36 protein-coding genes are annotated in these 22,333 nt (G+C 41.0%); 29 read left to right on the forward strand and 7 right to left on the reverse strand.

Going from position 1 to position 22,333, the window contains the following annotated elements; genetic code table 11:
- Positions 1–575: 575 nt before the first annotated feature.
- From OCU21_RS01080 to OCU21_RS01090, 3 genes are all read left to right on the forward strand, one after another.
- Positions 576–1,190, forward strand: coding sequence for a hypothetical protein (locus OCU21_RS01080; RefSeq protein ID WP_261805650.1), 615 nt, complete (start codon positions 576–578; stop codon positions 1,188–1,190).
- A 589-nt stretch (positions 1,191–1,779) separates the two neighbouring features.
- Entirely contained in the window at positions 1,780–1,923 is a 144-nt protein-coding gene (locus OCU21_RS01085) for a hypothetical protein (protein WP_261805651.1), read from the forward strand.
- 23 nt (positions 1,924–1,946) lie between these two features.
- On the forward strand, positions 1,947–2,174 hold the full coding sequence (locus tag OCU21_RS01090) for a hypothetical protein (RefSeq protein WP_261805652.1): 228 nt from the start codon (positions 1,947–1,949) through the stop codon (positions 2,172–2,174).
- A gap of 429 nt (positions 2,175–2,603) precedes the next feature.
- Here the strand turns inward: OCU21_RS01090 and OCU21_RS01095 are convergent, their stop codons facing one another.
- The 6 genes from OCU21_RS01095 to OCU21_RS01120 all read right to left on the reverse strand — a co-directional run bounded on the left by OCU21_RS01095 (position 2,604) and on the right by OCU21_RS01120 (position 6,199).
- A complete protein-coding gene (locus tag OCU21_RS01095) occupies positions 2,604–3,755 on the reverse strand; it encodes a tyrosine-type recombinase/integrase (RefSeq protein ID WP_261805653.1) in 1,152 nt (383 codons plus the stop codon).
- A gap of 117 nt (positions 3,756–3,872) precedes the next feature.
- Positions 3,873–4,163 carry a hypothetical protein gene (locus OCU21_RS01100; protein ID WP_261805654.1) on the reverse strand — a complete coding sequence of 97 codons (291 nt, stop codon included), beginning with the start codon at positions 4,161–4,163 and terminating at the stop codon, positions 3,873–3,875.
- Positions 4,164–4,186: 23 nt separating this feature from the next.
- Positions 4,187–4,627, reverse strand: coding sequence for a hypothetical protein (locus tag OCU21_RS01105; protein ID WP_261805655.1), 441 nt, complete (start codon positions 4,625–4,627; stop codon positions 4,187–4,189).
- Between the two features lie 2 nt (positions 4,628–4,629).
- Entirely contained in the window at positions 4,630–5,349 is a 720-nt protein-coding gene (locus OCU21_RS01110; protein ID WP_261805656.1) for a DUF3862 domain-containing protein, read from the reverse strand.
- Positions 5,350–5,433: 84 nt separating this feature from the next.
- Positions 5,434–5,850 carry a M48 family metalloprotease gene (locus tag OCU21_RS01115; RefSeq protein WP_261805657.1) on the reverse strand — a complete coding sequence of 139 codons (417 nt, stop codon included), beginning with the start codon at positions 5,848–5,850 and terminating at the stop codon, positions 5,434–5,436.
- Positions 5,840–6,199 (reverse strand): helix-turn-helix domain-containing protein, encoded by a 360-nt coding sequence (locus OCU21_RS01120; RefSeq protein WP_261805658.1) that lies wholly within the window; start codon positions 6,197–6,199, stop codon positions 5,840–5,842. Before OCU21_RS01120 ends, OCU21_RS01115 begins: the two co-directional genes overlap by 11 nt.
- A gap of 236 nt (positions 6,200–6,435) precedes the next feature.
- Here OCU21_RS01120 and OCU21_RS01125 point away from each other — a divergent pair, with 236 nt between their 5' ends.
- The 5 genes from OCU21_RS01125 to OCU21_RS01145 all read left to right on the forward strand — a co-directional run bounded on the left by OCU21_RS01125 (position 6,436) and on the right by OCU21_RS01145 (position 8,516).
- Complete coding sequence (locus OCU21_RS01125) at positions 6,436–6,648, forward strand: transcriptional regulator (RefSeq protein ID WP_261805659.1); 213 nt, start codon at positions 6,436–6,438, stop codon at positions 6,646–6,648.
- Positions 6,649–6,685: 37 nt separating this feature from the next.
- A complete protein-coding gene (locus tag OCU21_RS01130; protein ID WP_373875448.1) occupies positions 6,686–6,853 on the forward strand; it encodes a helix-turn-helix domain-containing protein in 168 nt (55 codons plus the stop codon).
- Positions 6,854–7,218: 365 nt separating this feature from the next.
- Positions 7,219–7,974: a phage antirepressor gene (locus OCU21_RS01135; protein ID WP_261805793.1), complete on the forward strand. Its 756-nt coding sequence runs from the start codon at positions 7,219–7,221 to the stop codon at positions 7,972–7,974.
- Between the two features lie 6 nt (positions 7,975–7,980).
- Positions 7,981–8,160: a hypothetical protein gene (locus OCU21_RS01140; protein ID WP_261805660.1), complete on the forward strand. Its 180-nt coding sequence runs from the start codon at positions 7,981–7,983 to the stop codon at positions 8,158–8,160.
- Positions 8,161–8,291: 131 nt separating this feature from the next.
- Entirely contained in the window at positions 8,292–8,516 is a 225-nt protein-coding gene (locus tag OCU21_RS01145) for a hypothetical protein (RefSeq protein ID WP_261805661.1), read from the forward strand.
- Here the strand turns inward: OCU21_RS01145 and OCU21_RS01150 are convergent.
- Positions 8,494–8,976, reverse strand: coding sequence for a hypothetical protein (locus tag OCU21_RS01150; RefSeq protein ID WP_261805662.1), 483 nt, complete (start codon positions 8,974–8,976; stop codon positions 8,494–8,496). The two genes, OCU21_RS01145 and OCU21_RS01150, sit on opposite strands and share 23 nt — an antisense overlap.
- Before the next feature lie 61 nt (positions 8,977–9,037).
- On the opposite strand from OCU21_RS01150, the gene OCU21_RS01155 reads away from it, so the two are divergent.
- The 21 genes from OCU21_RS01155 to OCU21_RS01255 all read left to right on the forward strand — a co-directional run bounded on the left by OCU21_RS01155 (position 9,038) and on the right by OCU21_RS01255 (position 22,117).
- Positions 9,038–9,325 (forward strand): hypothetical protein, encoded by a 288-nt coding sequence (locus tag OCU21_RS01155; RefSeq protein WP_261805663.1) that lies wholly within the window; start codon positions 9,038–9,040, stop codon positions 9,323–9,325.
- Between the two features lie 30 nt (positions 9,326–9,355).
- Positions 9,356–9,682, forward strand: a complete 327-nt coding sequence (locus tag OCU21_RS01160; RefSeq protein WP_261805664.1) for a DUF771 domain-containing protein — start codon at positions 9,356–9,358, stop codon at positions 9,680–9,682.
- A gap of 2 nt (positions 9,683–9,684) precedes the next feature.
- A complete protein-coding gene (locus OCU21_RS01165; RefSeq protein ID WP_261805665.1) occupies positions 9,685–9,915 on the forward strand; it encodes a hypothetical protein in 231 nt (76 codons plus the stop codon).
- 121 nt (positions 9,916–10,036) lie between these two features.
- Positions 10,037–10,276, forward strand: coding sequence for a hypothetical protein (locus OCU21_RS01170; RefSeq protein ID WP_261805666.1), 240 nt, complete (start codon positions 10,037–10,039; stop codon positions 10,274–10,276).
- A gap of 182 nt (positions 10,277–10,458) precedes the next feature.
- Positions 10,459–11,265: a rolling circle replication-associated protein gene (locus tag OCU21_RS01175; RefSeq protein ID WP_261805667.1), complete on the forward strand. Its 807-nt coding sequence runs from the start codon at positions 10,459–10,461 to the stop codon at positions 11,263–11,265.
- A complete protein-coding gene (locus tag OCU21_RS01180) occupies positions 11,255–11,482 on the forward strand; it encodes a hypothetical protein (RefSeq protein WP_261805668.1) in 228 nt (75 codons plus the stop codon). Before OCU21_RS01175 ends, OCU21_RS01180 begins: the two co-directional genes overlap by 11 nt.
- A gap of 11 nt (positions 11,483–11,493) precedes the next feature.
- Positions 11,494–11,697 (forward strand): hypothetical protein, encoded by a 204-nt coding sequence (locus OCU21_RS01185; RefSeq protein ID WP_261805669.1) that lies wholly within the window; start codon positions 11,494–11,496, stop codon positions 11,695–11,697.
- Entirely contained in the window at positions 11,694–12,263 is a 570-nt protein-coding gene (locus OCU21_RS01190; RefSeq protein WP_261805670.1) for a hypothetical protein, read from the forward strand. Before OCU21_RS01185 ends, OCU21_RS01190 begins: the two co-directional genes overlap by 4 nt.
- Before the next feature lie 31 nt (positions 12,264–12,294).
- Complete coding sequence (locus tag OCU21_RS01195; RefSeq protein WP_261805671.1) at positions 12,295–12,540, forward strand: ASCH/PUA domain-containing protein; 246 nt, start codon at positions 12,295–12,297, stop codon at positions 12,538–12,540.
- A gap of 152 nt (positions 12,541–12,692) precedes the next feature.
- Positions 12,693–13,370, forward strand: coding sequence for a hypothetical protein (locus OCU21_RS01200; protein WP_261805672.1), 678 nt, complete (start codon positions 12,693–12,695; stop codon positions 13,368–13,370).
- Positions 13,371–13,411: 41 nt separating this feature from the next.
- A complete protein-coding gene (locus OCU21_RS01205) occupies positions 13,412–13,894 on the forward strand; it encodes an HNH endonuclease (protein ID WP_261805673.1) in 483 nt (160 codons plus the stop codon).
- Between the two features lie 331 nt (positions 13,895–14,225).
- Positions 14,226–14,690, forward strand: a complete 465-nt coding sequence (locus OCU21_RS01210; protein WP_261805674.1) for a phage terminase small subunit P27 family — start codon at positions 14,226–14,228, stop codon at positions 14,688–14,690.
- Positions 14,687–16,573, forward strand: a complete 1,887-nt coding sequence (locus OCU21_RS01215) for a terminase TerL endonuclease subunit (protein WP_309297189.1) — start codon at positions 14,687–14,689, stop codon at positions 16,571–16,573. Before OCU21_RS01210 ends, OCU21_RS01215 begins: the two co-directional genes overlap by 4 nt.
- 244 nt (positions 16,574–16,817) lie before the next feature.
- Entirely contained in the window at positions 16,818–17,912 is a 1,095-nt protein-coding gene (locus tag OCU21_RS01220) for a phage portal protein (protein ID WP_261805676.1), read from the forward strand.
- The gene (locus tag OCU21_RS01225) at positions 17,912–19,603 is read left to right on the forward strand and encodes a phage major capsid protein (RefSeq protein WP_261805677.1); all 1,692 of its coding nucleotides are present in this window, start codon (positions 17,912–17,914) and stop codon (positions 19,601–19,603) included. Before OCU21_RS01220 ends, OCU21_RS01225 begins: the two co-directional genes overlap by 1 nt.
- Before the next feature lie 19 nt (positions 19,604–19,622).
- Positions 19,623–19,907, forward strand: a complete 285-nt coding sequence (locus OCU21_RS01230; protein ID WP_261805678.1) for a hypothetical protein — start codon at positions 19,623–19,625, stop codon at positions 19,905–19,907.
- Entirely contained in the window at positions 19,891–20,247 is a 357-nt protein-coding gene (locus tag OCU21_RS01235) for a phage head closure protein (RefSeq protein WP_261805679.1), read from the forward strand. Before OCU21_RS01230 ends, OCU21_RS01235 begins: the two co-directional genes overlap by 17 nt.
- On the forward strand, positions 20,240–20,659 hold the full coding sequence (locus OCU21_RS01240; protein ID WP_261805680.1) for an HK97-gp10 family putative phage morphogenesis protein: 420 nt from the start codon (positions 20,240–20,242) through the stop codon (positions 20,657–20,659). Before OCU21_RS01235 ends, OCU21_RS01240 begins: the two co-directional genes overlap by 8 nt.
- A complete protein-coding gene (locus OCU21_RS01245; RefSeq protein ID WP_261805681.1) occupies positions 20,656–21,033 on the forward strand; it encodes a DUF806 family protein in 378 nt (125 codons plus the stop codon). Before OCU21_RS01240 ends, OCU21_RS01245 begins: the two co-directional genes overlap by 4 nt.
- Before the next feature lie 4 nt (positions 21,034–21,037).
- The gene (locus tag OCU21_RS01250; RefSeq protein WP_261805682.1) at positions 21,038–21,658 is read left to right on the forward strand and encodes a phage tail protein; all 621 of its coding nucleotides are present in this window, start codon (positions 21,038–21,040) and stop codon (positions 21,656–21,658) included.
- Between the two features lie 75 nt (positions 21,659–21,733).
- Positions 21,734–22,117: a phage tail tube assembly chaperone gene (locus tag OCU21_RS01255; protein WP_261805683.1), complete on the forward strand. Its 384-nt coding sequence runs from the start codon at positions 21,734–21,736 to the stop codon at positions 22,115–22,117.
- Positions 22,118–22,333: the final 216 nt, after the last annotated feature.

A 22,333-nucleotide genomic window follows, 5' to 3' on the forward strand; every position in this document is an offset into this window, starting at 1 on the left:
TTTATCACATATATGATAGCGTTAACTTTCTGGTCAAACAAGTAGCTTTTATAGAAATAGTCAAGTTATAATTTCACGATGAACTATTTGTTTGATTGTTCTTGAGGCTGATAAGAACATTTTAGCGCTTTTCAATATATCATAACACCTGGCTTAATGCGATGCCTTCGCATCCCTGACAGCGAATGATCGACTTGGACCTTCTTTCAAGGCAGCAACTATCAGTTACTTTAGAAACGTCAATTCATGCAGTCACAAGACTTCTGATTTCTGATGACAATCATCATGCTGTTAAATTCATCAATCGCCATTGTGACGTAACTGATTTTACTGGAAAAGCGGCCCGCAATTTATCAAACATTAAGAAATAATAAACTAAACGCTAAACAGTGAAATTTTTTTTAATTCTATTAGAAAAATCAGTGGACATTATTTGTGATTTAGAATATAATCAACTATGAAATCGATTTCAAAAAATGCCTTTGCAAGAAACTACTATAGCAGCAAAAATCATTGATTATTTTTGTTGAACTTGTTGGGATTTCCTTTTAATTTTATAGACTGGAAGTGACAGAATGCGTAAAAAATCTAGGTGGTTTGTTGTTGTTGGACTTTTTATCACTTTAGTGGTGGTCGGCATTTCGGTCCAATTTAACCGTTCGAACAAGCGTGATCGCCAGGTGGCTGATATTTCTCAAAAATCAGTCAGTAATTCCAGCAGTAGTGAATTGGTTAGCAGCAGTAAATTCGTTAATAATCCTGAGGGAAATCACTTTATCGATTTATATAACCAAATTTATACTTCCGACATAAAGGAACGCGCCAATTCAACAGCGGATTTTACCAAGGCACGCTGGCAAGCCATTGATTTAACTTCAGTGGCGACGATGTCACGATCAAAAGCGGAAGTTTTCTTCTATGGTTCTATTTTAGTCATTCGGTATCCCAATAAAACGGAAACATCAGGTTTCGATATTAGTAAAGTTAAGCCCATCAAGAATAAATCTGGCATTTCTGGGTATGAATTTGAATTGCAATCAACGACTGAACCTGCCGATGATTTATTTACCACTGGTCGGATCCAACTAATCAATGACGCTTACCACGCGGTCAAGTTGGTTGATCCAGACGATCTTTTAAAACTAGGTCAAGTCACGTTACTTTACGAAACAGATCCCGAAGATTTATAGTCTGAACCCGTGAGATATGTCAGCTGATCTTGAAAAAATCAGTAGGGCAAAAACAGGTCCTTAGTCGCTCCTCTTTTAGGACTTGGATTTAAATTGTCTGCGATATTGTTGTTAAAGTAGCTGGACGATTGATTTTGCTATTGAATAAATGAGAAATAGCCGCCTCTCCATTGTGAAAAAAGGAATGGGCGGCTATTTTTAAATTTGGCTCTAGAATTTTTGGTGTTAAATGGTGTTGAAAGCTAGTTTTATCCTAGGAATCTGACCTTAGAACTTTATTGTTTTCTGGAATTGAAAGCTTGGGAAATGCTACTTTTGATTGTTTTTCGAAAAAGTGAGTTGCATCTTTAACTTCAAGATTTCGAATCGGGTGCGTGAGAGATTGTTTGATTTCAGTACATCTTCACCCATGGACCGATCTATTTGCTGGTTGGTGGATTAAATTGATGGCCTGGACAAGACGCTATTGACGATTTTTGTCCTCCAGACAAGAGCTGCAATTTTAGCAATTATTAGGTTGTCGGTGTCGCTTGAACTTGAACTGATTGGGAATTTGGTAAAACCTGATTATACGAGGTGGTGAAAAAAGATGAAGTCAGAATCACAGGAAAATTTCCAGGACCGTATGGACAGTCAGAGCAAGGGAAATATTACAAAAGAGCAGAAAAAAATAGCACATGAGAGATTAGAAAAAATCATCGCTTTGCAAAAAAATAGTCAGAAGCATCAATAGCGCAATAAAAAGGAGGTAGAGTAATGTTAACTTTTAAATTAATTGAAATTGTTGATGGATTTTATCATTACGAAATCTATCCTGAATCTAAAGTTGAAGCTAAGGGAACTTTTATTTTCAACCCTGAAACTAAAGAGGTAAAAACTAGGATTGAGCCTAATAGTCCATTTGATTGTCTGGGTCATTTTGTGCAAGGTATGCGGGATGATAATGGTAATTTAAAAAAATCGGGCATGGTTGCTTGGTACTAACAGCACTCACTAACTAATAAGTTGGCAAGTGCTATTTTTCTGTCTCAGAAAGCTAATCAAGCGGTGAACAAGGAGCATGATTGAAGCCAAGCATGTGGCGCCTAAAACCAAAAGCAGGTATCGTTGATCAAACTAAGACCAGCGATACCTGCTTTATCTATTTTGACGCGGGCTTATTTTTGTCCAAGCGAAAATAAAAAGACTTCCAAAATAAATCAGAAGTCTTAGTCAGGTCTTGATATCAGGATCCTTTAGGAAATTCATTACTAGAGAGTCGAGATATCGTTAAAAATGCCGCTGGCAGGCATATAGAATGCTGATGTGGCGCAGGTTTAGCGGTGGTTTGTCCAATATTTGTCCATTACGTTAAAAGTAATGGTTGCATCATTTTTAATAAAATGCAAAGCCGACTGTGAGTATTTTCCCTGACTAGAGACTGTCTAATATACGAACTGATTTTTCTGCTTCTTTTCTCCGCTGGCTGTCTAATAGATGACTGTATACCTTGAGCGTCACACTGATGTTAGAATGGCCAATACGCCGACTTATATAGTATATGTCAACGCCTTGACTGATTAAGTAACTAACGTGACTATGTCGTAAACCATGAAATGTAATGAATCTATCTTTTGGAACGTCAATACTTGCTTGAATGTTGGCCAAGGACTTGTTACAGGCGTTATCTGTCAGTATCGTATGCTGACGCCCTCGCATAACCATATTCAGTTGATCTCGGTAACCTTGACGTAGATATACTGAAAGTTGCTCTTTATGGACACGTTTAAATACTTCGAATACTGATGCAGAAACCTCTATATCGCGAATCGATGCTGGTGTCTTCGTGTCCTTAAACCCGGTCCCATAAATATGATCCCAAGACTTATTGACATGAACCACGCCATTGGCTTCGTCAATGTCCGTCCATGTCAGACCTAATATTTCAGAAATTCGCATTCCTGTCATCGAGGCAATATAAATTGCAAAGTTACCCATGCTACGAAAACTTGCCTTTTCTTCCGAAATTTGTTTTACCCGCTTGAAGTCTTCCGACTCAAGATACTTCATTTTCTCGCTGTGTCTAATTCCACGTACATCCACATTGAAAGTGAAGTCTTTGAAAATAATTTGTTCATTGATTGCCGTCTTGACCATAGCGCGAACATAACTGTTAGTTTTACTTATAAAATCCTGTGATCTGGGTCGCTGCCTTTTTCTATCAGCACCTGCAGCTAAATTGTTGAGAAAAATTTGCCACTCTGTTCCTGTAATTGATTTCAGTTTTCTACCTGCAAAGGTATGTTCAAGATGGCCACGTATGAGTTCATAACGATACTCTGTGTTCTTAGATTTGTTCCCTGACTTATAGGCCTCAATCCATTGATCCCAATAGTCTAAGAAAAGAATATCGTTCTTGTTTGGTTCGCCACCTCTCAGAATCAATTCTTCCATGCGACGTGCTTCGGCTTCAGCTGATTTCCTTAGGACAAATCCGCCACATGACTGGACCTGTTGATTACCATGAGCATCTGTCCAATTTACCCGATATTCCCATGTTTTGCCGCGTTTACGATAAGATGCCATGTAAATAACCTCCATCTATGGTAAAATTAGAGTACACAAAAAGCGTGCACTTTTTGGGTGGCCACATCCCATTTACTTTGGTCGGTAGGGGATGTGGTTTTTTATTTTAAAGAACAATTACTTTAGAAAAGAAATAAAGGAGATAATCGCAGCAACAATTGCAATTCCTGTGCCGTAAAACCAAACCTTCTGCTTTTCCAATTTTGTGTTTACTTGCTCGAACTTTGTGTCTAGGTGTGCGTCCAGTAAATCAATTTTGTGATTAATGCTGTCGATAGATTTGCTGAATTCTTCCTTTGTCACATAATTATTTCGCATTGGTGGTTCACCTCCATCACTCCCGTTTGACTTTAGTGTACCATGTTGCACCTCTGGAGGAATAGAAATAGTTTTATCTGTTTCATTCATGTATATTACTTTGTTTGTGTCCATCATGATGTCACATCTTGAAGGAGAAGAGCTGTATCCAATAAAACAAAAGGAAGATAACTGCCATCTTTCAAGGATTCATTTAAAATGAATACTGTTATTCGCAGGTACGGCGCTGAGGTCTTAGAAAGGATCTCCTTCTTAATGGAGTAATTGGCTTCAAAAGTAAAGGAGCTTCTTTTTTCTGGTGGAATATCTGCTTCTCTACTTTCGGTGATAAAGTTTTCTTCTTCGAAAATACCTTCTTGCCGATTGATTAGATGAAGATCAATATGAAGCTTTTGAAAGGCTTCTCCCCAAAAAAGTTGTCCGATTCCAATTCTTATATTGAAGTTACACTGACCGTTACTGTCTGGGCTAACTTGATGTACGATTTTGTCTTGTTGTAAAACCGAGTATTCGGTAATAAACTGATTATCAAAATTATTGCCAATTTTTGCCATGCCTAATTCTCCATGCTGGACTGTGACTTGCCTGAAACCACGTCATTATCAAACGTGATGTTGAAATTCGCTCCAAGACTTCCCTTGACGCCTGTCAAATACATTGCAACAACATTCTTATCGCCATTGATCATGCTTTCAGTTAGGCCGTCGGGCTCACCGAATTTAGAAATAACGTCATTATAACTAGTGCCGTTTGCGATTGATTCAAAATCGGCCAATGTGATTTTGTTTTTGCGGTTAACTTTAAAACCGGTTAAGTCCTTAGAAAAGACTTTATTATTAGTAAAACCGATGACGATGTTAGCCCCAAATCCACCTTCAACATTTGTCCAAGTGAGTAGGTCGGTTTTTACATTTTCAGTTGTACTACTAGATGTTGAAGAAGGTTTTCCGAATAGTTTTTCAATTTCTTCAGTGGTTTGGCCGCCTTCGCCCTCTTTAAACAAGTCACCAACTTTTACGGCATCGAACTGCGCTCGGGTAATTTTTCCGCTGTCTGCTTTACTTGAAGACGATGCTTTAGATTCCGTTGATTTTGAAGAGGATTTTTCCGTTTCGGTTTTATCTGATGCTGTCTCATCATCGCCTTTGTTGCCACCGAGGGCAGACCCAATACCAGCAACGATGATGACAATCAAAATCCAGAACCAAACTCGCTTATATATTGGTTTCTTTACCTTGTATTCCTTACCATCTGCGCCCTTGATCTTTTTTGCCATTTTCCTACTCCTCCATCCAGATAATGTCTGGTATAATATTTTTATAAGATTCTTTCTCAAGCCACCGTGCCAGCGGTGGCTTTTTTACGTCTCAAACAAATAGTAGTTAACAATTTTCGAGTGTGCCTCATCCCAAAGCCAAGCCGGAATACGCAAATCGTTCACGAATTTGTCACCGTTGGCTTCTTCAAATTCAAGATCGGAAAAATATAGTGGCACGACAATCTCAAGTGCGCGTCGATTTGCGGCCGATTCGGTCCTGACGTCTGAACAAGGAGAGTAGTGCTGGATTCCAATATCCCCGTTCTCAATATGTGCAATCTCGTGTGCTGCCTGAAAGGGCAGTTCGTTTTGATCTCGCCAGGAGCTGTTGAGGACAATGTGGCGATTCTCTGTGTCAACCAATGGTGGTGTGTCAGGATGACGCAGAGGCATTAAATCGAATCCAATATCTTCGGCTAGCGCGAAGTTTAGGACTCTCGCTAAAAAATCAGTCATCATCCCTCTTACCGTCCTTGCTGTCTTTTCTTCGTTTAGCTGCAGCCTCAAGTAAAGGTTTGATGATCTCCCAATCGTCCTCTGGAATTGGAAGGCCTTGGTAAGTAAAAATATTGGTGCCGGATAGATCAACATATTTTTGATCTTTTGGGGTAGGATTATCGGTCTTACCTAAAAGGTAGTCAGCGGAGACGTCAAGGGTGTCTGCAACTTTTTGCAGATTTTCAGTGCTGGGATTTTGTGTCTTCCACTTATATATTGCATTCTTTCCCAGACCAGCCTTTTCATTTAGACTGAGAAGGCTCAACCCTCGAGTTGCTGCCATTTCTTTTATTCTGTCGAAGAGCGTCATATCAGCAATCTCCTAAATATGACGAACTAATTTAGACAATTGTCTTGACGTATTTAGACGATTGGCTTATGATTAATTCATCAAGTAATAGTATAGAGAATAAATCCAAGGCACATACTTTGGCGAGTGGGGCCTATGGAAGCGCAAACGCTTTATTTTCTATACGCCTAGTATAGACGATTGTCTAAAGGCTTGCAAGTACTTGATGAATAAATAACAGAAAAGAGGAAGACGATATGACGGAAATCGAGAAAGATCTCGTCGATTTGGCCGCTCAGCAAGCGAAGAACTATAAAATTGCACTTCTTAATCACGACCTTACGCAGGTTCAGGCGGCCAAACTAATTGATGAGGGCCCGCAGCAGCTTAATCGTGCAATCAAGGGGGCTAGCGATCCGAAGTCGGTTGAAATTCGCGGGAAGTTGAATCAGTTGCTGGAAATTAAGTAGAAACAGGAGGTGAAGTAACACGGAGGTACTGAAAAAAATCAGAGCTCAAAAAGTGCTAAGCCAAAAAGAGATGGCAAAGCAACTAAGAATATCTTATTCACATTATGTAAAAGTTGAGAATGATTTTGTTAAACCAAGTTTTGAATTACTGAAAAGGATTAAAGATCATTTTGACGAGGTAGACATGAATGATTTTTTTAAATAAAAAAGACTATCCGATCGCGCAATCAGATAGCCTGCGAAATTTTAAATGTCTTCGAGGTGTGCGCGCACATCTCAACGCCTTTGCTGGTATCGTCGCCCAGCACTGCGGTTGAAATAAAATTCTCCCAGTTACCAAGCTAGAATTCTTAAGGTTCTAAGAATTCATCCCCGCATTTTACGTCATGGGAGACAGTGGAAACCGCTTGTTGAATTTCCTTTAGGATTGTTTTATTGAGACACAGTATTGTTCAAAAGTTTTGTCATAGGACATCACTCTCCTCAGTTAAGAGACTTGAACAATTTCATTATACCAAAGCTTTCCTTAAGAAAGAAAGTCAAATATTAAAACAAGAAAGGACTAATACAATGAACGAGTTGCAAAAGTTCGATTTCAAAGGACACGAAGTTCGAACAGTAAAAATTGATGATGAGCCATATTTTGTTGGTAAGGATGTAGCTGAAATTCTTGGCTACTCAAACAATCGCAAAGCGTTGATTGACCACGTTGACACCGAGGATAAGAATGACGTAACGATTCGTGACGCCATCGGCAGAAATCAAATTATGACCGCAATAAACGAATCCGGTTTATACAGCCTGATCCTGTCCAGCAAGCTACCAACCGCCAAGGAGTTCAAGCATTGGGTCACGGCGGAAGTTTTACCTACAATCAGAAAAAACGGTGCTTATCTCACAGACGAAAAAGCCTACGATATAACACACAATCCTAACTCTTTAGCTGATTTACTTTTGCAAGCTGGAGAGCAACTAAAGCAAAGAGATTTGCAAATCACAGAAATGAAACCCAAGGCACTGTTTGCCGATGCGGTCGCGGTCTCACACACCACTATTCTAGTCGGTGAGTTGGCCAAGATCTTACACCAAAATGGTATCAACATTGGTCAGAATCGTTTGTTTGATTGGTTGCGTGGTAATGGTTATCTGATCAGCCGGCGTGGCACAGATTTCAACATGCCAACACAGCGGTCAATGGAATTGGGACTATTCAAAATCAAGGAGACGTCAATTCAGCATTCCGACGGACACTCCACAATTAGCAAGACGACTAAGGTTACTGGCAAGGGCCAGCAATATTTCGTCAATAAATTTTTGGGGAGGTAAACGACGATGAAAGAAGTAACTGCAAATGATTGCAAAACGGTACTCTTCACATCGCTAAAATTAATCAGTCGTGTGGTCGGCGTGTATGATCATGTCGTTTCCGAAGCGAAAGTACATCCCAATCGTGTCAAAGCAAGCAATGAAACTGACCACGATTTTGCTGCACGCATGGGCGATTGGCGCTGATGAATAGCAGAATCAGAATCGGGCTAAGAATAATTGTTTCCGATGAGATGACTGCTTACACGCAAAAAAAGCTCGAGCTTCTGCTGAAGTACGAGCTGAATGAATAGAGCTAAAAAAGGAGGTGAACGGCGATGAAGTCTGAAACACAAGAAACAGCCCGCGATCATTATTTGCAGAAATTTCGTCGGGAGAATCAGTTGGATGGTTTTGGCGATGCTTCTCAGATTAAGCAAATTGGCGTTGAAATTGTTGATTTGCTCAAAGAAAAAGACCTGACGCACGATGAGGCGTACGCAAGTCTTCAATATGCTTACAACTTAATTAAGTATGAATCTAACTTTTTGAAATTAAAGTAAGCGGGCCGATTACGTCTATTGCCGCATAATTGACGAAATCAAACTTCTTATTGCTATCAAGCAATTTGAAATCAAGCAAAGCGTCGTAGTTTGGCATTTCAAATTTTGAAAAATCAATCGAATTGATGATCTCCGTCACTTTGGATAATAAGATATCTGGTCTATTCAACAAGAAGATGGCAACTGGACCAAATTCAGGCTTGAAAGACTTATACACGGCTGAACGTACTACGGAGAATAAGTTATTTCCATTTGGGGTTGTCGTGGCAGATATCTCATCCAGTTCATAGTTGTCGGCTTCTTCACGGAGAATAATGGTGTATTCACCGCGATAGTGAACTGCATTAAATTCAGCAAGGCCTAGCGAAGTATTCCAGACGATTTTCAGTGGTGCAGTATCACATAATTTTGTGAAGGTCGTTAATGCATATTCGACGGCAATTATTTTTTCTGATTTCATATGATCACCTCCTTTCAAGGCGATTATAGCAGATAAAGAATGGGAACGGAGGTGAACGGCGATGAAAGAAGTAACTGCAAACGAATGCAAAACGGTACTCTTCACATCGCTAAAATTAATCAGTCGTGTGGTTGGTGTGTATGATCATGTCGTTTCTGAGGCAAAAGTACATCCCAATCGCGTCAAAGCAAGCAATGAAACTGACCACGATTTTGCTGCACGCATGGGGCGATTGGAGCTGATGAATAGCAGAATCAGAATCGGGCTAAGAATAATTGTTTCCGATGAGATGACTGCTTACACGCAAAAAAAGCTCGAACTTCTGCTGAAGTACGAGCTGAATGAATAGACCATTTGAAACTAGGAAAGGATGAAAACGATGAGCGAATCAACAATCACAATTAACCCGACAATCAAGATTGATTTACCTACCGATAAGATCATCGTCAGCAAGAGTGAATACGATGAGTTAGTTAAAAAGGCGGACATGTCTGGGTGGTGGGGACTTGACGAGTTAGAGAAACGCTATGGTCATGGACGTAAATGGTTTGTCGATAATGTCTTTGCACCATTTGAGCGAAAGCTGCGGGATCGGATCGTGATGTATCCATATGGTGGCAAGAGCACCTATTGGGTCAAGCCGAAAGAGTTTGTCTACTTTATGGATATGCATTTTTCTGAAATTTGTCGAAAGGTCGGTGCTTAAAAATGATTAATCAAATTCACGCAGCATCTGTTTTAAGTTACAACAACGGTCTTCTAGCTGCAGAGATAGTGTGCAACGAACGCTGCCTTCAGATTTCCAAGCGGATCTCCGATGGGGAGAATGTTTCACCGGAGGATTGGGCAATCATGAATGCGTTCCACGAAGTAATTGCTGCAATCGGAGCCAAAGAACGAGATTACGAAGAGGAGGCCAAGGAATATGGTCACAATTGATCTTTTCAGCACGATTATTGGTCTAATATTCGGCGTGACTACGACATTGGTGGTTATCAAAGCGGGCGGCGTCAAGGCAACCGCCAAGAAGTATTTTGATGTTTAAGGAGGGTGAGAACGCATGAAATATAAACAACAACAAATACAGCTCGAAGTTGATGGTCAGTTTGCTGGACTGATTATTCCAGAAGTTAGATTTCAGATCTGGAATAGATTTAAAATCCGAACCGATATATCAACTGAGTCTTTTGTAGATGATCCGGTGCGGCTATTCTATATTCGCTTTCTTGGCGATGATGATGTAGTTAAGCGAGTTACGAAGTTTATCCAGGTTAATTTTGAGCTTGAAAAGAGAGCATAAAAAAATAGCCATCGCGAACGCGACGACCATCCCTTAACCATCCAAACACAATTATACACTAGTTAAGGGCTGGGTCAATTAAAAGCTTGATATTCAAGCTTTTTCTTTCGTGTTTCGTGAGACTAATGCGGGCTTGTATTGGGTATTAACGTTACGACGAAATAAAGGCGAGGAATGAGACCATGCTCTTTTATCGGGAGAAGAAGATTGATACTGGCCGTTATCGTGAGGTAGACATTATCCCTCGAACATTAGCAGCAGAACAGACAGCAAAACGAGGGACTCGGTCAAAAAAAGTAAGGATAAGCAGACCACAGCAGCAGTCATTGAATGAAAAGAATTCAAAGCGGTATTTATTACAGCTGGCCAATGGAAATTTTGGCAAGGGAGATCTTCACGTTACTTGCACGTATTCTGACGAATATCTCCCTGAAACTGTTAAAGAGGCAGAGAAGGAGATTACGAATTATTTGAGACGGATTTCGTATCGAAGGAAGAAGAAGGGACTGGATCCACTCAAATACATTTTAGTCACAGAGTACAAATTGACCGATGCTGGTTGGACCAAGAGAATTCATCATCACATTATCATGAATGCTGGCTTAGATCGTGATGAGGTCGAGGGGATTTGGTCAAAACATGGTCACCAGATGGGGTATGTCAATGCAGATAGGATTCAAGTCAATCAAAATGGACTTGAAGCATTGACCAGATATTTGACTAAAGATCCACAGGGCCGTAAACGTTGGAGTTCATCAAGAAATCTCGTGCGACCGTGTCAGCGAACGAATGATTACAAGTATCGTACATCAAAGATTGAATCATTGGCGGAGCAGTCAGATCAGGCATGGGAGTATTTTGCAAAGAAGTATCCGAAGTATGATCTGGTGGCCATTGATCAAGTGTATTACGAGGATACTGGTTGGCACGTCTACCTGCGACTGTGGCAGAAGACTAGGCCGAGAGGAGGGTTATCAAATGGAAAATAACGATAAAGATAAGCTTAGCTATTTGACTGATGATCAGAAGGTTTATTTACGACTGGTTCGAAAGTCAATGCCACTGCATCAGGATGATATGGTCAAGACCTTGGTTTATTTGCAAAGACATCCAAATGTGATCAAACCGTTTGAATCTTCGGCGGCCAATCGATTGACGGCGGCAGAAAAGAACCAGGTCTTGTGTGAACTATTACTACAATTTTAGGAGGTGATCAAATGCATGCCGAAAATGTACAAAAACTGGAAGAAATTGTACAGAGATTATTGATTGAAGAGGCTGATGATCCAGTCAACATCATTGGAGTAGCCCTAACAATTTATGATGAATCGCATAGTAATCAACAGTTAAAAACGCTGTTGCGTAATATGACATCAGCAGAGATCAATGCAGCCTTTTTAGGTGCACTTCTGCCATATTGAAAGAGGAGGAAACAGTGATGGGATTGGATTTTTATGCGACATTTGAGATGCTATCAATCGATAGCAAAAACAACTTGGTGATCAAGCTAAAAGCACCAGCTGAGAAAGTACATGATCAGCTAAACTTGTTGAGTGCAATCAAAAGTGATCATGTGGTCAGTCTGTCAATCACCTCGGCGATGATGAGCTTTGAACGACAGGTTGATTCGGGCTCTGGAGAATTGAGAAAGTCATATCATCGAAATGGTAATAATAAATGGGTCGAAATTGACAATGGACAGACAACGCTCGATTTGGGTAATGAGCCAAGTTACATTAATCAGTCCGTCAAGATAACAGCAGATGTGGTTGATGATTTTATCCTGTCTCAGCGTGCTGATTATCCTGATGCTTCCTTTGATCCTAAACATGTACTAAACAGAGTTGCAGAAGGTTATAGCATTGATGAAATCGCCAGCGATTTGGGATTGACGCCCTTGAATCTAATAGATGCCCTAAATGAAGCACGGCAATATTTCGCGCCTTATGCGGTGGCGTGGGTTGATGAGCAGAATGGCAAGAATTAGCAATAGAAACTTTGAACGGTGAGGAAATAGAATGAGTGAGCATGAATTGAAGATTCTACCGGATTACTTGTCGGCCATTGCAAATGGACGCAAGAGATTTGAGATTCGCCGTAATGATCGAAATTTCTCCGTTGGCGATGTATTGGTTTTAAATGAATGGCAGCCGGAATCGGGGTATACCGGATTGAGTATTCCTGTAGTTGTAACCTACATGACCAATTTTGCGCAGAGAGATGGGTATATTGTCATGGGCATTGAGCTGGATTACAGGAAATAGCGATTAGAAGGGTTGGGTGAGCGCTTATTATTTCGGGAGAGGTTGCGACCAAGTTAATTGGTTATCGGACGTTTCGAGTTGAACAGCATAAGCTTGCCAACACACTGCGGATCTCGGATGCAGACGCTCAACAAGAATTGCTGGTTGAGGTAGTGACTAACAGGCTGAATGATTACGATGATGCTGCACTCGTCTCTGCAATCAACCAAGATGATCAAGTCATGGGATTCAGAATTGTTTATGCGCGTCGCGACATTTTACGCATGCACTATCGGGAACAACGGCGACGGATGGACAGTGTTAACGCACTAAGCCGGATGATTGAACTAGACTCGGCGATGAGGACTAGACAAGACATCGAAGCAGCCATTCCAATTGTTGAACAACTGTTTGCCAATCAGGCTACTAAAACATTTGTGCTGGACACATTACAATTTGGACAAGCGGAAACCATGGCTCGACTTAATTTGGACAGAAGGCAGTTTGCTGCAAAGCTTCGGCGAGCTGAAAAATATTGTTGTCAACATCGGCAGAAGATCATTGGATTAGTTAGTAGTCGGCAAGATAAAAAGGATGTGGTGGAGCGTGAACTGCTGCAGTCAATACATGACCTGTTGGCTGATTCAGAAACGAATGATGAAGATGTTGTGGTTTGGATCAACAGCAATCGAGAATATTGTGAGGAGCTAATGGGCGAAATTTCAGGAATTAATCATCAATTATTGATGCTAAATGATTTTTCAAAATGTGATCATGCGGAGCAATATCGCCTGATCAATGCTTTAGAACTGAAACTAGTTTATCTGAATAAGAAGCTGGTGAATGCATGAGCCGACCGTTGTTACATGAATGCGGTGAGCCATTCTGTCATATGATCATTCCACAGAGTCAGCAATATTGTGAACAGCACGCGACCAAGCATTGGCAGCAATGGCAGACAGTGAAGTCGAATCATCGTAAGTCGAAGATGGCCAAAGCGCTTAGACAGCAGGATCAACGTAGGTATGACCAATATGAGCGTGATCCAGAAGCTAGGGCATTCTATCAATCAAAGTCTTGGCGCTCTGTTCGTGATTATGTCTTTGCACGAGATGAAGCGACCTGTCAGGTCTGTGGTAATGTTATTCAAGACCGCAAGATCGTTGACCATATTATCCCAAGACGATTGCTACCAACGAGAGTAGCCGCGTTGGCCACGAACAACTTGTGGGTTCTATGCTATCGTTGTCACTGGCGAAAGACAAAGCTTGAGCAGATGATTACTGATCAACCAAATGGGGACATCAAGCTTGGCCATCTGGATAGATCATGGTGGATCAAAGTGCTGAGTGAGAAGAAGGGTCAGACGCTATGAAGAACGGTCGGTGCATTGGCACTGGCCGTTTGCGCTTTAAAAATTAGAGCCTTGAAAACGTTAGAGATGTGAGTGCGGCGGGATTTGGAGAGCAAATACCCCCGCCCCATAGGCCTAAGAATAACCGCACAATATGAAATCATCTTCTCTCAAAAAAAATGCAGAAATGAAATGATTTTTATTCGAGGTCAGAAATGAGTAGTAGCAAGGCTTTGGCACCGAAAAACGGTGCGATGGAAAAGGTTTGAAATTATAACAAAAATTTAGGCTATTAAGTAGTTTGGTTTTTCAGAAGAAAAAAAGGGGGTGTACAACGGTGGCCGGTCGAAAGATGAAAGTCACGACTAATCAGAGTGATCGCGCTGATCAGCGCAATCGAACTGAGAATGTGCTGGCGGCTTCAGCTGAAATTGGCCAGCTACAGAAGACTCCACCAAGGTATTTGACTGGAATAGCTTTTCGCGCATGGAACGAGTTATGGCCAATACTAACGAAGGGGGGATTAGTTAATCAAGCGGATAAGGCAATTGTTGCGAGTCTGTGTGAGCAGTTGTCTGTCAAGAGATTAGCGTATGAGAATGTCATCAAGAATGGAATTGTGTTGGCAAACGGGCGTAAGAATCCCGCCTGTGCTGTTCTAAATGATTCAACAACCAAAGTTAAGTCGTTGACTGACTCACTAGGTTTAAACCCACAAGCGCGAATATCTATTCTAAGCGGTAATGATATTGATGATTCAGAAGTTGATGTTACAAGCGTTATTGAAAAAATGAAAAAAGGAGATGGAAGTTGGTGACTGAGTACGACTTGACCAAGAGGGGAATGTCTGTCGAAGTTGCTTATGGTCAGCAAAGGAAGGCGGGCGTATATGATCAAATTTTTGAGCAGTATCGTGACCCAGGAACTAGGTACTCCTTTGCTGTTCTGGAAGGGGATATCCTAGCTGGTGAAGACATCAAATTGAATGCTTGGCGGCATTTACAGGATCTAACTAGGCAAAATACAGCTGAATTTCCATTTCATTATGATTTGGACTATTGTCGCGAAGTGTTGAACTTTGCCAAACAGTGCCCAGATGTAGATGCTGGCGAACCGCTGCCACTTGAATTATGGCAACAGGCAATTTTGTGTATTTCGCAAGGCTGGCGTACAAAGAATAAAGAACGTCGTTATCATCGAGTATTATTCTCGGTGAGTCGAACAAATGGAAAAACATACATTACAAATATTCTTTTGACTTACCAATTTATTATCGGTTCTATCGGCGGATTTAATGCCGATATGGCATATATTGCACCGGTAACCCAGCAAAGTAAAAAAGGTTGGCGTTATGTCAAAACAACATTTCTAAAATTGCAAAAGCAAAAAGATTTTGCCAAGATATTTCGAGCACAACAGGTGAAAATCGGTGAAGATGTCATCAAATCGCCAGTTAATCAAAACCAGTTAATGCGCTTGAGCCATGAATCTGGGCAGTTTGATAGTTATCATTTCTCTTTTGCGGTCGGCGATGAAGCAGGTGATGATGGGCGAATTGGTCTGATCAAGGCAAATAATGGCAAGATTACGTCAGGCCAAGTACAAACCCCCAATAGCCAATTCTGGCAAATTAGTTCGGCCTATCCCGATAGCAATAGCCAATTTTATTTAGATGAGCAGTTGATTCATGAGGCGATGCTAAGAGACAATCAGCGAACACTAGATGATTATCTGATGATAAATTATAGTCAGGACCACGTGAATGAAGTTGAACAGCCGGAGACCTGGATAAAATCAAATCCGATTTTGACCCTAAAAGGTAAGTCAATGCTAACAAGCATGATCAGTGAACGTGATACGAAAATGGCCGATGGAACAATTAGTGAGTTTCAAAACAAGAATCTGAATATGTGGATTAAGGTCAAGCAGAATCGCTATCTAAGTGTTCACGATATTGAGGACGCGGTCATTGACAAACCGCTTGACATCATTGGGCGAGAAGTCTATCTAGGGTTTGATTTATCCCGACTTGCTGATGATACGACAATGGCAGCCGTCTTCCCGTACATGTATCAAAATGAAATCAATTATTATATTCAACAGCATTCATGGATTCCAACCGCACGAACTAACGGAAATGTCGCTCAAAAGGAGAAACAGGACGGTATCAACTATCGGGCGGCAGAAACGCGCGGGTATGCAACTATTGCTAAAAACCGTTTTGGTTATATTGATGAAGATAGCGTGACAGATTGGATACTAGAATATGCCGAACAAAACCAGCTAAATGTTCGATTCTTTATTTTTGATCGGTGGAGTAGTGCAAATACAGTCGAGAAATTACAAACGCTAGATTGTTGGCCATTGTTGCCATTAAAACAAACCGCCGATAAACTCAATAAACCGACGTTCGAGTTTCGTAAGGCACTCGAAACCGGACGCGTGCATTATGATAACGATCCAATTATTCAATACGCCTTAAAAAACGCAATCACAGTCAACACATCTGCTGGTCTTAAGGTCGATAAAGATAGAGCAACTAGCAAAATTGATTGTGTAGACGCAATTATTAATGCAATGGCCCGTGCAATTTATCATTTCAGTGATTATAATCCGGACAGCGATGATAAGAACAAAAGCCTGTTTGAAGGTTGGAGTTCTGAGCAAAAGAAAAATTATTTTGAAAATTACAGTTTCTAAAATCGGTGCCGGATAGACGTTAGTGTTATTGAAAGCGAGGGGGTGAGGACACGGAAAAGGATAAGCATCAGTCAGTGAATAGCCTAATTCAGAATCTATTTACTTGGATTCTCTTTGGATTGGGCGTGATTAGCTTTATCTTTGCTGGCTTCATGATCAATAAAATTATTGGTGTAATCGTATTGGCCGTTGGGTTCATGTTTGTCGCGTGGATTATCTCACCTGAAAAGGTGGTGAGACGTGAATGAACCCGTTTAGCAAATTTCAAAAAAGGTCCATGGTGATACCTAGTACAAGTTTTGCTAGTTATGTCATCAGCGATGGTAAAATTCTTCCAAATAAATTAGTTTCAGCGCAAACCGCACTAAAAAATTCTGATATTTTTGCGATTGTCAATCTGATTTCATCAGATGTGGCCAGCTCAAAGATTATTATTCAGGAACCTTATGGGACGCTGATGAAGCGGCCAAACAATCTAGTAAGTGGGTTCAATTTTTGGCAATCAGTAGTCGCACAGCTACTTCTCAGCGGCAACTCTTATGTAGCGCTTAATCGGAGAAATGATAATATTGTCCAACGCATGATGATTGCACCTCCCGATTCAGTTAGTGTTATCCTGGCAGACGCCAGTGCTGACATCTCATATCAAGTGAATTGGCAAGATGAACGACAAATACAATCCTATTCGTCCGCCGACATGCTCCATTTTCGCCTGTTGAGTGTGGGTAGTAATGATACTGATACTTATATCGGGATTAGTCCGTTGCAGTCACTAGCCGCTAGTGTCAATATGCAAGATTTCGCGCAGCATCTTACCTTGAGCAGTCTAAAGCATGCGCTAAATCCTGCAGTTGTCTTAACTGCTCCAGAAGGTGTGCTTAGCAAGGAAGAAAAAGAGGGCATTCGAAAAGGCTGGGAAAATGCAAACGAAGGTAAGAATGCTGGTCGAGCTATTGTGCTTGATCAAGCAGTCAAGCTTGACACGATCAGCATTAATGCTGATGTGGCAAAATTTCTAAGCACTCAGGATTTTGGTAAGACTCAAATCGCAAAAGCCTTTGGTGTGCCCGACAGCTATCTTAATGGCAAAGGCGATCAACAGTCCAGCCTAGACATGACGAAGAGCTTGTATGCCAACACGCTACGCAGATATGTGCGTCCGCTTGAATCGGAAATTGAAGCGAAACTTAACGTGTCTTGTAATTTTGATGAAACGGCTGCTGTTGATGCGGATAATTCTACCTTAGTTGGCCAGATCAATAAGCTGATGGCAGGAACAAATCCTGCCATTACACCAGAGATAGCACAGCAAATGTTGAAAGAAAGGGGAGTGCTGTAGTGGAGAAAGACATGGAACTTCGAACGTCGGGTAGTGAAATCAAAACGAACGGCAAGATGAAAATTACTGGATATGCCGTCGTGTTTGATAAGATGAGCAAGCCAATGCCATTTATTGAAATCATTAAGCCAACCGCTTTTTTAGGAGTTGATCTATCCCAAACACTGTTGTTGTATAATCACGATTTCAGTGCAATCCTAGCACGGGCTGATAGCAACACGCTGCAAATGACCGTTGATGAAAAAGGTTTGTTCTTTGAAGCGGAATTGCCAGACACACAGTTAGGGCATGACACATATACGAATATTGAAAACGGTAACCTGAAAGGTCTATCTTTCGGGTTTTTTGTTGCCGAAAATGGCGATACTTGGCTGTCAAAAGACGGTCAGGATTACCATATTATTAATCAGATTGAACGGTTGAACGAGATTAGTCTGACGGCAATTCCAAGTTATGATGGCACAAGTGTAAACGTATCGGACGAGACCCAACGAAGTTATGATAAATTCCTGAAAGAGGGAGGTACCAAAATGAAGACAGATTTAGAACCGAAAAAAAAGATAGACAAAGCTAAGAATGATAACCATGATGAGACAAAAGAAACAGCTGATAGTAAGTCAACTGTTAAAAAAGATGAGAGCGGAAGTGATTCTAAGGGGGAAAGTTTAGCCATCAATAAGCTTTCTACATTAATTGACGAAGCTACTACACTTTTTCAGAAATTTGTTTCTAAAGCAGAACAAGCTGATCCTGATAAGGATAAAGAAGAAGGGAAGAAACTAGATATGTCAAAAAACCTGACAGAAATCAATCAAAAAGATCAAGAGACACGAAGCTTTGAACAGTATATTAAATCGCATGGTGAACAACGGGCCGCAGTAACTACGGCCGATAATGAGGCGGTTATCCCAACACAGATTCTTAATGCCGTCAAAGAAGCACCGAACCCTAATGACTTATACCAGTATGTAACCCGCATTACCATCAGCGCCCCAAAAGGAACCTTGCCAGTTTTGAAGCGCAGTGGAGTTGGTTTAGTCACAAAGAAAGAGGCAGAAAAGAACCCAGAGTTGGGCATGCAAATCACGCCAATCGACTATGCTGTACAAACTTATGCGGGTTCTTTACCAATTACTCAAGAGATGATTGATGATTCTGAAATCGATATTAGCGCTCTTGCGGGTGGATATGTTCGCGATGTCACGCGTTTGACCGAGCAACGCAAAATTGGTGAAGTACTAACAACTACAGTAAAGAAAAAGGATGTTGCTAGTGCAGACGACTTAAAAACAGCATATAACAAGGATATTCCTGCTGGGTATACAAAATCATTTGTGCTTACACAGTCCGCCTTTGACATCGTTGATCACTATAAAGATGAAAATGGTCGATATTTGTTGCAGGATAATATTGCGGCGCCATCTGGTAAATCTTTGTTAGGTTCACCAGTCATTGTTGTTGACGATGAAATTTTGAAGACAAGCGAAAAAGATAGTGCTATTCATGGATGGGTTGGCGATTTGAAGTCGTTCGTTCTTGATGCGGTTAAGAAAGAGTCGACCATTAAATGGCAGGATAATGATCTATACACGCAAAAATTGGCCACATATCTGCGAATTGATGTTGTTAAGGCAATTGAAGAAGCGGGTGAACTGTTGACATTTAGCGCGCCTGTTGTTGCAAATGCCTAGATAAATTGTGGAGGGTCAAATGGATCAAAAGAAGCTAGTCGCAGATTTATTGACCGAACTCAATCTTGACCAGGCCGAACAGCAGACGATTGCCAACTTGGTTATCGACAGCATTTCGTTGGTTAATGCTTCGGTGGGAATGGTCGATGGGTCGAGCGAAATATACTGGCGTGCAGTTAAGACCCAAGCAACGCAGTTGTACTACGATCGACAAGGCGAAAACGGAATGAGTAAGGGGTTAATTATGATGCTGACTCATTTGCAGGCAGGTCAGGGGGACGACCAGAATGGGAAAGAGGTTTAAGCCATCTGAATTTAGCCACATTGCAGAGTTTGGCCACAGTAAATCAGCTAGCAATAATAACGGTGTTAACTTGCCGACATTCGTTGCCGATTACAAATTGCATTATGCTCAGCAAAAACGCACATTCAATCAGCAGTATATGATTGTGGGGACTCAGTATGAGGACACAGTTGTCATCATAACTCGTCATGACGCGCGTAATGAATTAGTCGCACGAGTGCGCGTCAAAGGGTTGCTGTACAGTGTGTTAGCGTGCTCAGTCGATGATTCGAACGAAGCAATCAGGTATGATTACCTCACGCTAAAACGGGTACTAAAGGCTGGTGCGATTCATGACTAACCTTGATGATGCACTCGGTGATTGGCTTGGTCAGGTTGAAAGAATTGCGCAAATGTCGCGAGCTGATCAGGCCAAAATAACCGTCGCTGGAGCAAAAGTCTATGCGGATAAGTTGCGAGAGAAAACTAAATTGACACATCCAAATCGAAAAAACAGCGGTGGAAAGTATGGTCATTTATCGGATAATATTGGCTTTAATGGGGCAAATATTGATGGTGAAAAAGATGGGAGTAGTGTCGTTGGATTCAACAAAAAGGCCTTTGTGGCTAGAATGCTAAATGATGGCACTAAATTTCGGTCAGGTGACCACTTTGTCGATGATGCCCGTGAGGAATCTAGAAATGAGGTTTTCAAGGCACAAGCCGATAGATATCAACAAATTCTTAAAAAGGCAGAGGGGGGTAATGGATGACTGCTGTCCAAGATGTCCAGCATATTTTGAAAATCGCAATGATCAATGGAATTGACGAGATCCACACGAATAATTTGCCTGAGGAAGAAAAGAGTAACGTCAATCGCACGGTTGTATTATTAACGGACAATGGGTTGGGACCTGACGAATATGGCAATAACGATTTTTATGGCATCAATCGAGGTGTTGAGCTGCAGATTTGGTACGCGCGCGATTTGACCATTGATCCAGAGCAAATTGAGATTGCTATATTAAAGGCGATGCATCAGGCAAAATGGTTAGTTGATGTTAAGCGACGACGAATAGTTGATCCTGACACTTTTCAACTCGCAAACACAATCTATTTCAGCCAAATTAGAACAATAGGAGGATGATGGAATGGCAATTGTAGGTATTAAGCTTGTGACTGTTGCATTGGTCGATGAGCGACAACAACTCTTGAAGGGAGAACAAGGTCTCTCCGATGATGGATTATATTACATCAATAATAAGGATTTGGGTACTAAGCAAGCAAATATTACTGGACTTACTGGTGGCACGACTAAGATCTATGGCAATAATACAACTCAAGATATTTCAACCGGTACTCCTGCACCGAGCGTTGCGCTGGATATCAATAATCTCGACTTTATCATCAGTCAACGACTAAAAGGGCTAGTCAGTGATGAGCATGGTGGCTGGACAGATCAAAAAATCAAGCAGCATGTGGCAATGTTGCTTGAAAGTCAGACAATTGATCGTAAGCATAGTGTCTGGTACGCATTTGGTAATGGATTTTGGAAAGAGACTGAAAAAAACCTACAGACAGATGATGACAATGAACACCGAGTCGACGATTCTCCGACATATACTGCGCTGGATTGCGTGGCCTTTGGCAATGTTCCCTATAAAATTTACTCGGATATTGATGACAAGTTTGACAAAGCGATGATGCTGAAGGAGGTATTTGGCGGATATGTCGCCACAACTGAATCAAGTGATGGCGATGTAACTAAGTAAAGACTGTGCCAGCAATGGTTTAATGTGAGTTCGATTCTCACAGCTGGTATTATCAAAAAGTAGAGGAGAAGAATAATGAAAATTAAGGTAAAGCAATTAGGTAATAAAAGTTATCAAGTGAAACTATCTAATCGAAATATGCGAAGTGCATTGGAAACACAACTAAGTTTGGCTAAGTTTGATGACATGGACGAGGACACATCCTGGATCGAACAAAATAAACAGGTACTGGCCACACTCGATATGATGCTTGATTTTATTCGGGAAATATTGAAATTAACGGATAAAGAAAATGAGAAATTACAAGAATTGGAATATCAAGAAACAATCGAAATAACTAATTACATCATTGCCAGAATGAATGGCATGTCAGATGAGGACTTGAAGAAGGCACAAGAAGTCGATGCCCAAAAAAGTAGCGCCAGGTCAGGTGATTTGGGAACTGCAGAACCAGCTTGAAGACTTTGATCTATATGCGAAAGATGTCATTATTAATTTGCATTGGACGACTGAGCAATTTGATGAGACAGATTATTATCGATTGATGCAAGTGTTTAATGCAAAAGAGAAGAAAGATCGACAGTTAGATCCATTAGAATTAATGAAGCAGGTGCAGAAGGGATAGACGACAACCAAAGTCGCCTATCCCTTTTTTTGTGAACAAAAGGGGCGAAA

It is taken from the genome of Lapidilactobacillus luobeiensis, assembly GCF_024345205.1.
Classification (GTDB): Bacteria; Bacillota; Bacilli; order Lactobacillales; family Lactobacillaceae; genus Lapidilactobacillus; species Lapidilactobacillus luobeiensis.

Bases quoted from the DNA above. Each gene is read 5' to 3' on its own strand.
- OCU21_RS01080 (WP_261805650.1), top strand. From the start codon at position 576: ATGCGTAAAAAATCTAGGTGGTTTGTTGTTGTTGGACTTTTTATCACT.
- OCU21_RS01085 (WP_261805651.1), top strand. From the start codon at position 1,780: ATGAAGTCAGAATCACAGGAAAATTTCCAGGACCGTATGGACAGTCAG.
- OCU21_RS01090 (WP_261805652.1), top strand. From the start codon at position 1,947: ATGTTAACTTTTAAATTAATTGAAATTGTTGATGGATTTTATCATTAC.
- OCU21_RS01095 (WP_261805653.1), bottom strand. From the start codon at position 3,755: ATGGCATCTTATCGTAAACGCGGCAAAACATGGGAATATCGGGTAAAT.
- OCU21_RS01100 (WP_261805654.1), bottom strand. From the start codon at position 4,163: ATGAATGAAACAGATAAAACTATTTCTATTCCTCCAGAGGTGCAACAT.
- OCU21_RS01105 (WP_261805655.1), bottom strand. From the start codon at position 4,627: ATGGCAAAAATTGGCAATAATTTTGATAATCAGTTTATTACCGAATAC.
- OCU21_RS01110 (WP_261805656.1), bottom strand. From the start codon at position 5,349: ATGGCAAAAAAGATCAAGGGCGCAGATGGTAAGGAATACAAGGTAAAG.
- OCU21_RS01115 (WP_261805657.1), bottom strand. From the start codon at position 5,850: ATGATGACTGATTTTTTAGCGAGAGTCCTAAACTTCGCGCTAGCCGAA.
- OCU21_RS01120 (WP_261805658.1), bottom strand. From the start codon at position 6,199: ATGACGCTCTTCGACAGAATAAAAGAAATGGCAGCAACTCGAGGGTTG.
- OCU21_RS01125 (WP_261805659.1), top strand. From the start codon at position 6,436: ATGACGGAAATCGAGAAAGATCTCGTCGATTTGGCCGCTCAGCAAGCG.
- OCU21_RS01135 (WP_261805793.1), top strand. From the start codon at position 7,219: ATGAACGAGTTGCAAAAGTTCGATTTCAAAGGACACGAAGTTCGAACA.
- OCU21_RS01140 (WP_261805660.1), top strand. From the start codon at position 7,981: ATGAAAGAAGTAACTGCAAATGATTGCAAAACGGTACTCTTCACATCG.
- OCU21_RS01145 (WP_261805661.1), top strand. From the start codon at position 8,292: ATGAAGTCTGAAACACAAGAAACAGCCCGCGATCATTATTTGCAGAAA.
- OCU21_RS01150 (WP_261805662.1), bottom strand. From the start codon at position 8,976: ATGAAATCAGAAAAAATAATTGCCGTCGAATATGCATTAACGACCTTC.
- OCU21_RS01155 (WP_261805663.1), top strand. From the start codon at position 9,038: ATGAAAGAAGTAACTGCAAACGAATGCAAAACGGTACTCTTCACATCG.
- OCU21_RS01160 (WP_261805664.1), top strand. From the start codon at position 9,356: ATGAGCGAATCAACAATCACAATTAACCCGACAATCAAGATTGATTTA.
- OCU21_RS01165 (WP_261805665.1), top strand. From the start codon at position 9,685: ATGATTAATCAAATTCACGCAGCATCTGTTTTAAGTTACAACAACGGT.
- OCU21_RS01170 (WP_261805666.1), top strand. From the start codon at position 10,037: ATGAAATATAAACAACAACAAATACAGCTCGAAGTTGATGGTCAGTTT.
- OCU21_RS01175 (WP_261805667.1), top strand. From the start codon at position 10,459: ATGCTCTTTTATCGGGAGAAGAAGATTGATACTGGCCGTTATCGTGAG.
- OCU21_RS01180 (WP_261805668.1), top strand. From the start codon at position 11,255: ATGGAAAATAACGATAAAGATAAGCTTAGCTATTTGACTGATGATCAG.
- OCU21_RS01185 (WP_261805669.1), top strand. From the start codon at position 11,494: ATGCATGCCGAAAATGTACAAAAACTGGAAGAAATTGTACAGAGATTA.
- OCU21_RS01195 (WP_261805671.1), top strand. From the start codon at position 12,295: ATGAGTGAGCATGAATTGAAGATTCTACCGGATTACTTGTCGGCCATT.
- OCU21_RS01205 (WP_261805673.1), top strand. From the start codon at position 13,412: ATGATCATTCCACAGAGTCAGCAATATTGTGAACAGCACGCGACCAAG.
- OCU21_RS01210 (WP_261805674.1), top strand. From the start codon at position 14,226: ATGAAAGTCACGACTAATCAGAGTGATCGCGCTGATCAGCGCAATCGA.
- OCU21_RS01220 (WP_261805676.1), top strand. From the start codon at position 16,818: ATGAACCCGTTTAGCAAATTTCAAAAAAGGTCCATGGTGATACCTAGT.
- OCU21_RS01230 (WP_261805678.1), top strand. From the start codon at position 19,623: ATGGATCAAAAGAAGCTAGTCGCAGATTTATTGACCGAACTCAATCTT.
- OCU21_RS01235 (WP_261805679.1), top strand. From the start codon at position 19,891: ATGGGAAAGAGGTTTAAGCCATCTGAATTTAGCCACATTGCAGAGTTT.
- OCU21_RS01240 (WP_261805680.1), top strand. From the start codon at position 20,240: ATGACTAACCTTGATGATGCACTCGGTGATTGGCTTGGTCAGGTTGAA.
- OCU21_RS01245 (WP_261805681.1), top strand. From the start codon at position 20,656: ATGACTGCTGTCCAAGATGTCCAGCATATTTTGAAAATCGCAATGATC.
- OCU21_RS01250 (WP_261805682.1), top strand. From the start codon at position 21,038: ATGGCAATTGTAGGTATTAAGCTTGTGACTGTTGCATTGGTCGATGAG.
- OCU21_RS01255 (WP_261805683.1), top strand. From the start codon at position 21,734: ATGAAAATTAAGGTAAAGCAATTAGGTAATAAAAGTTATCAAGTGAAA.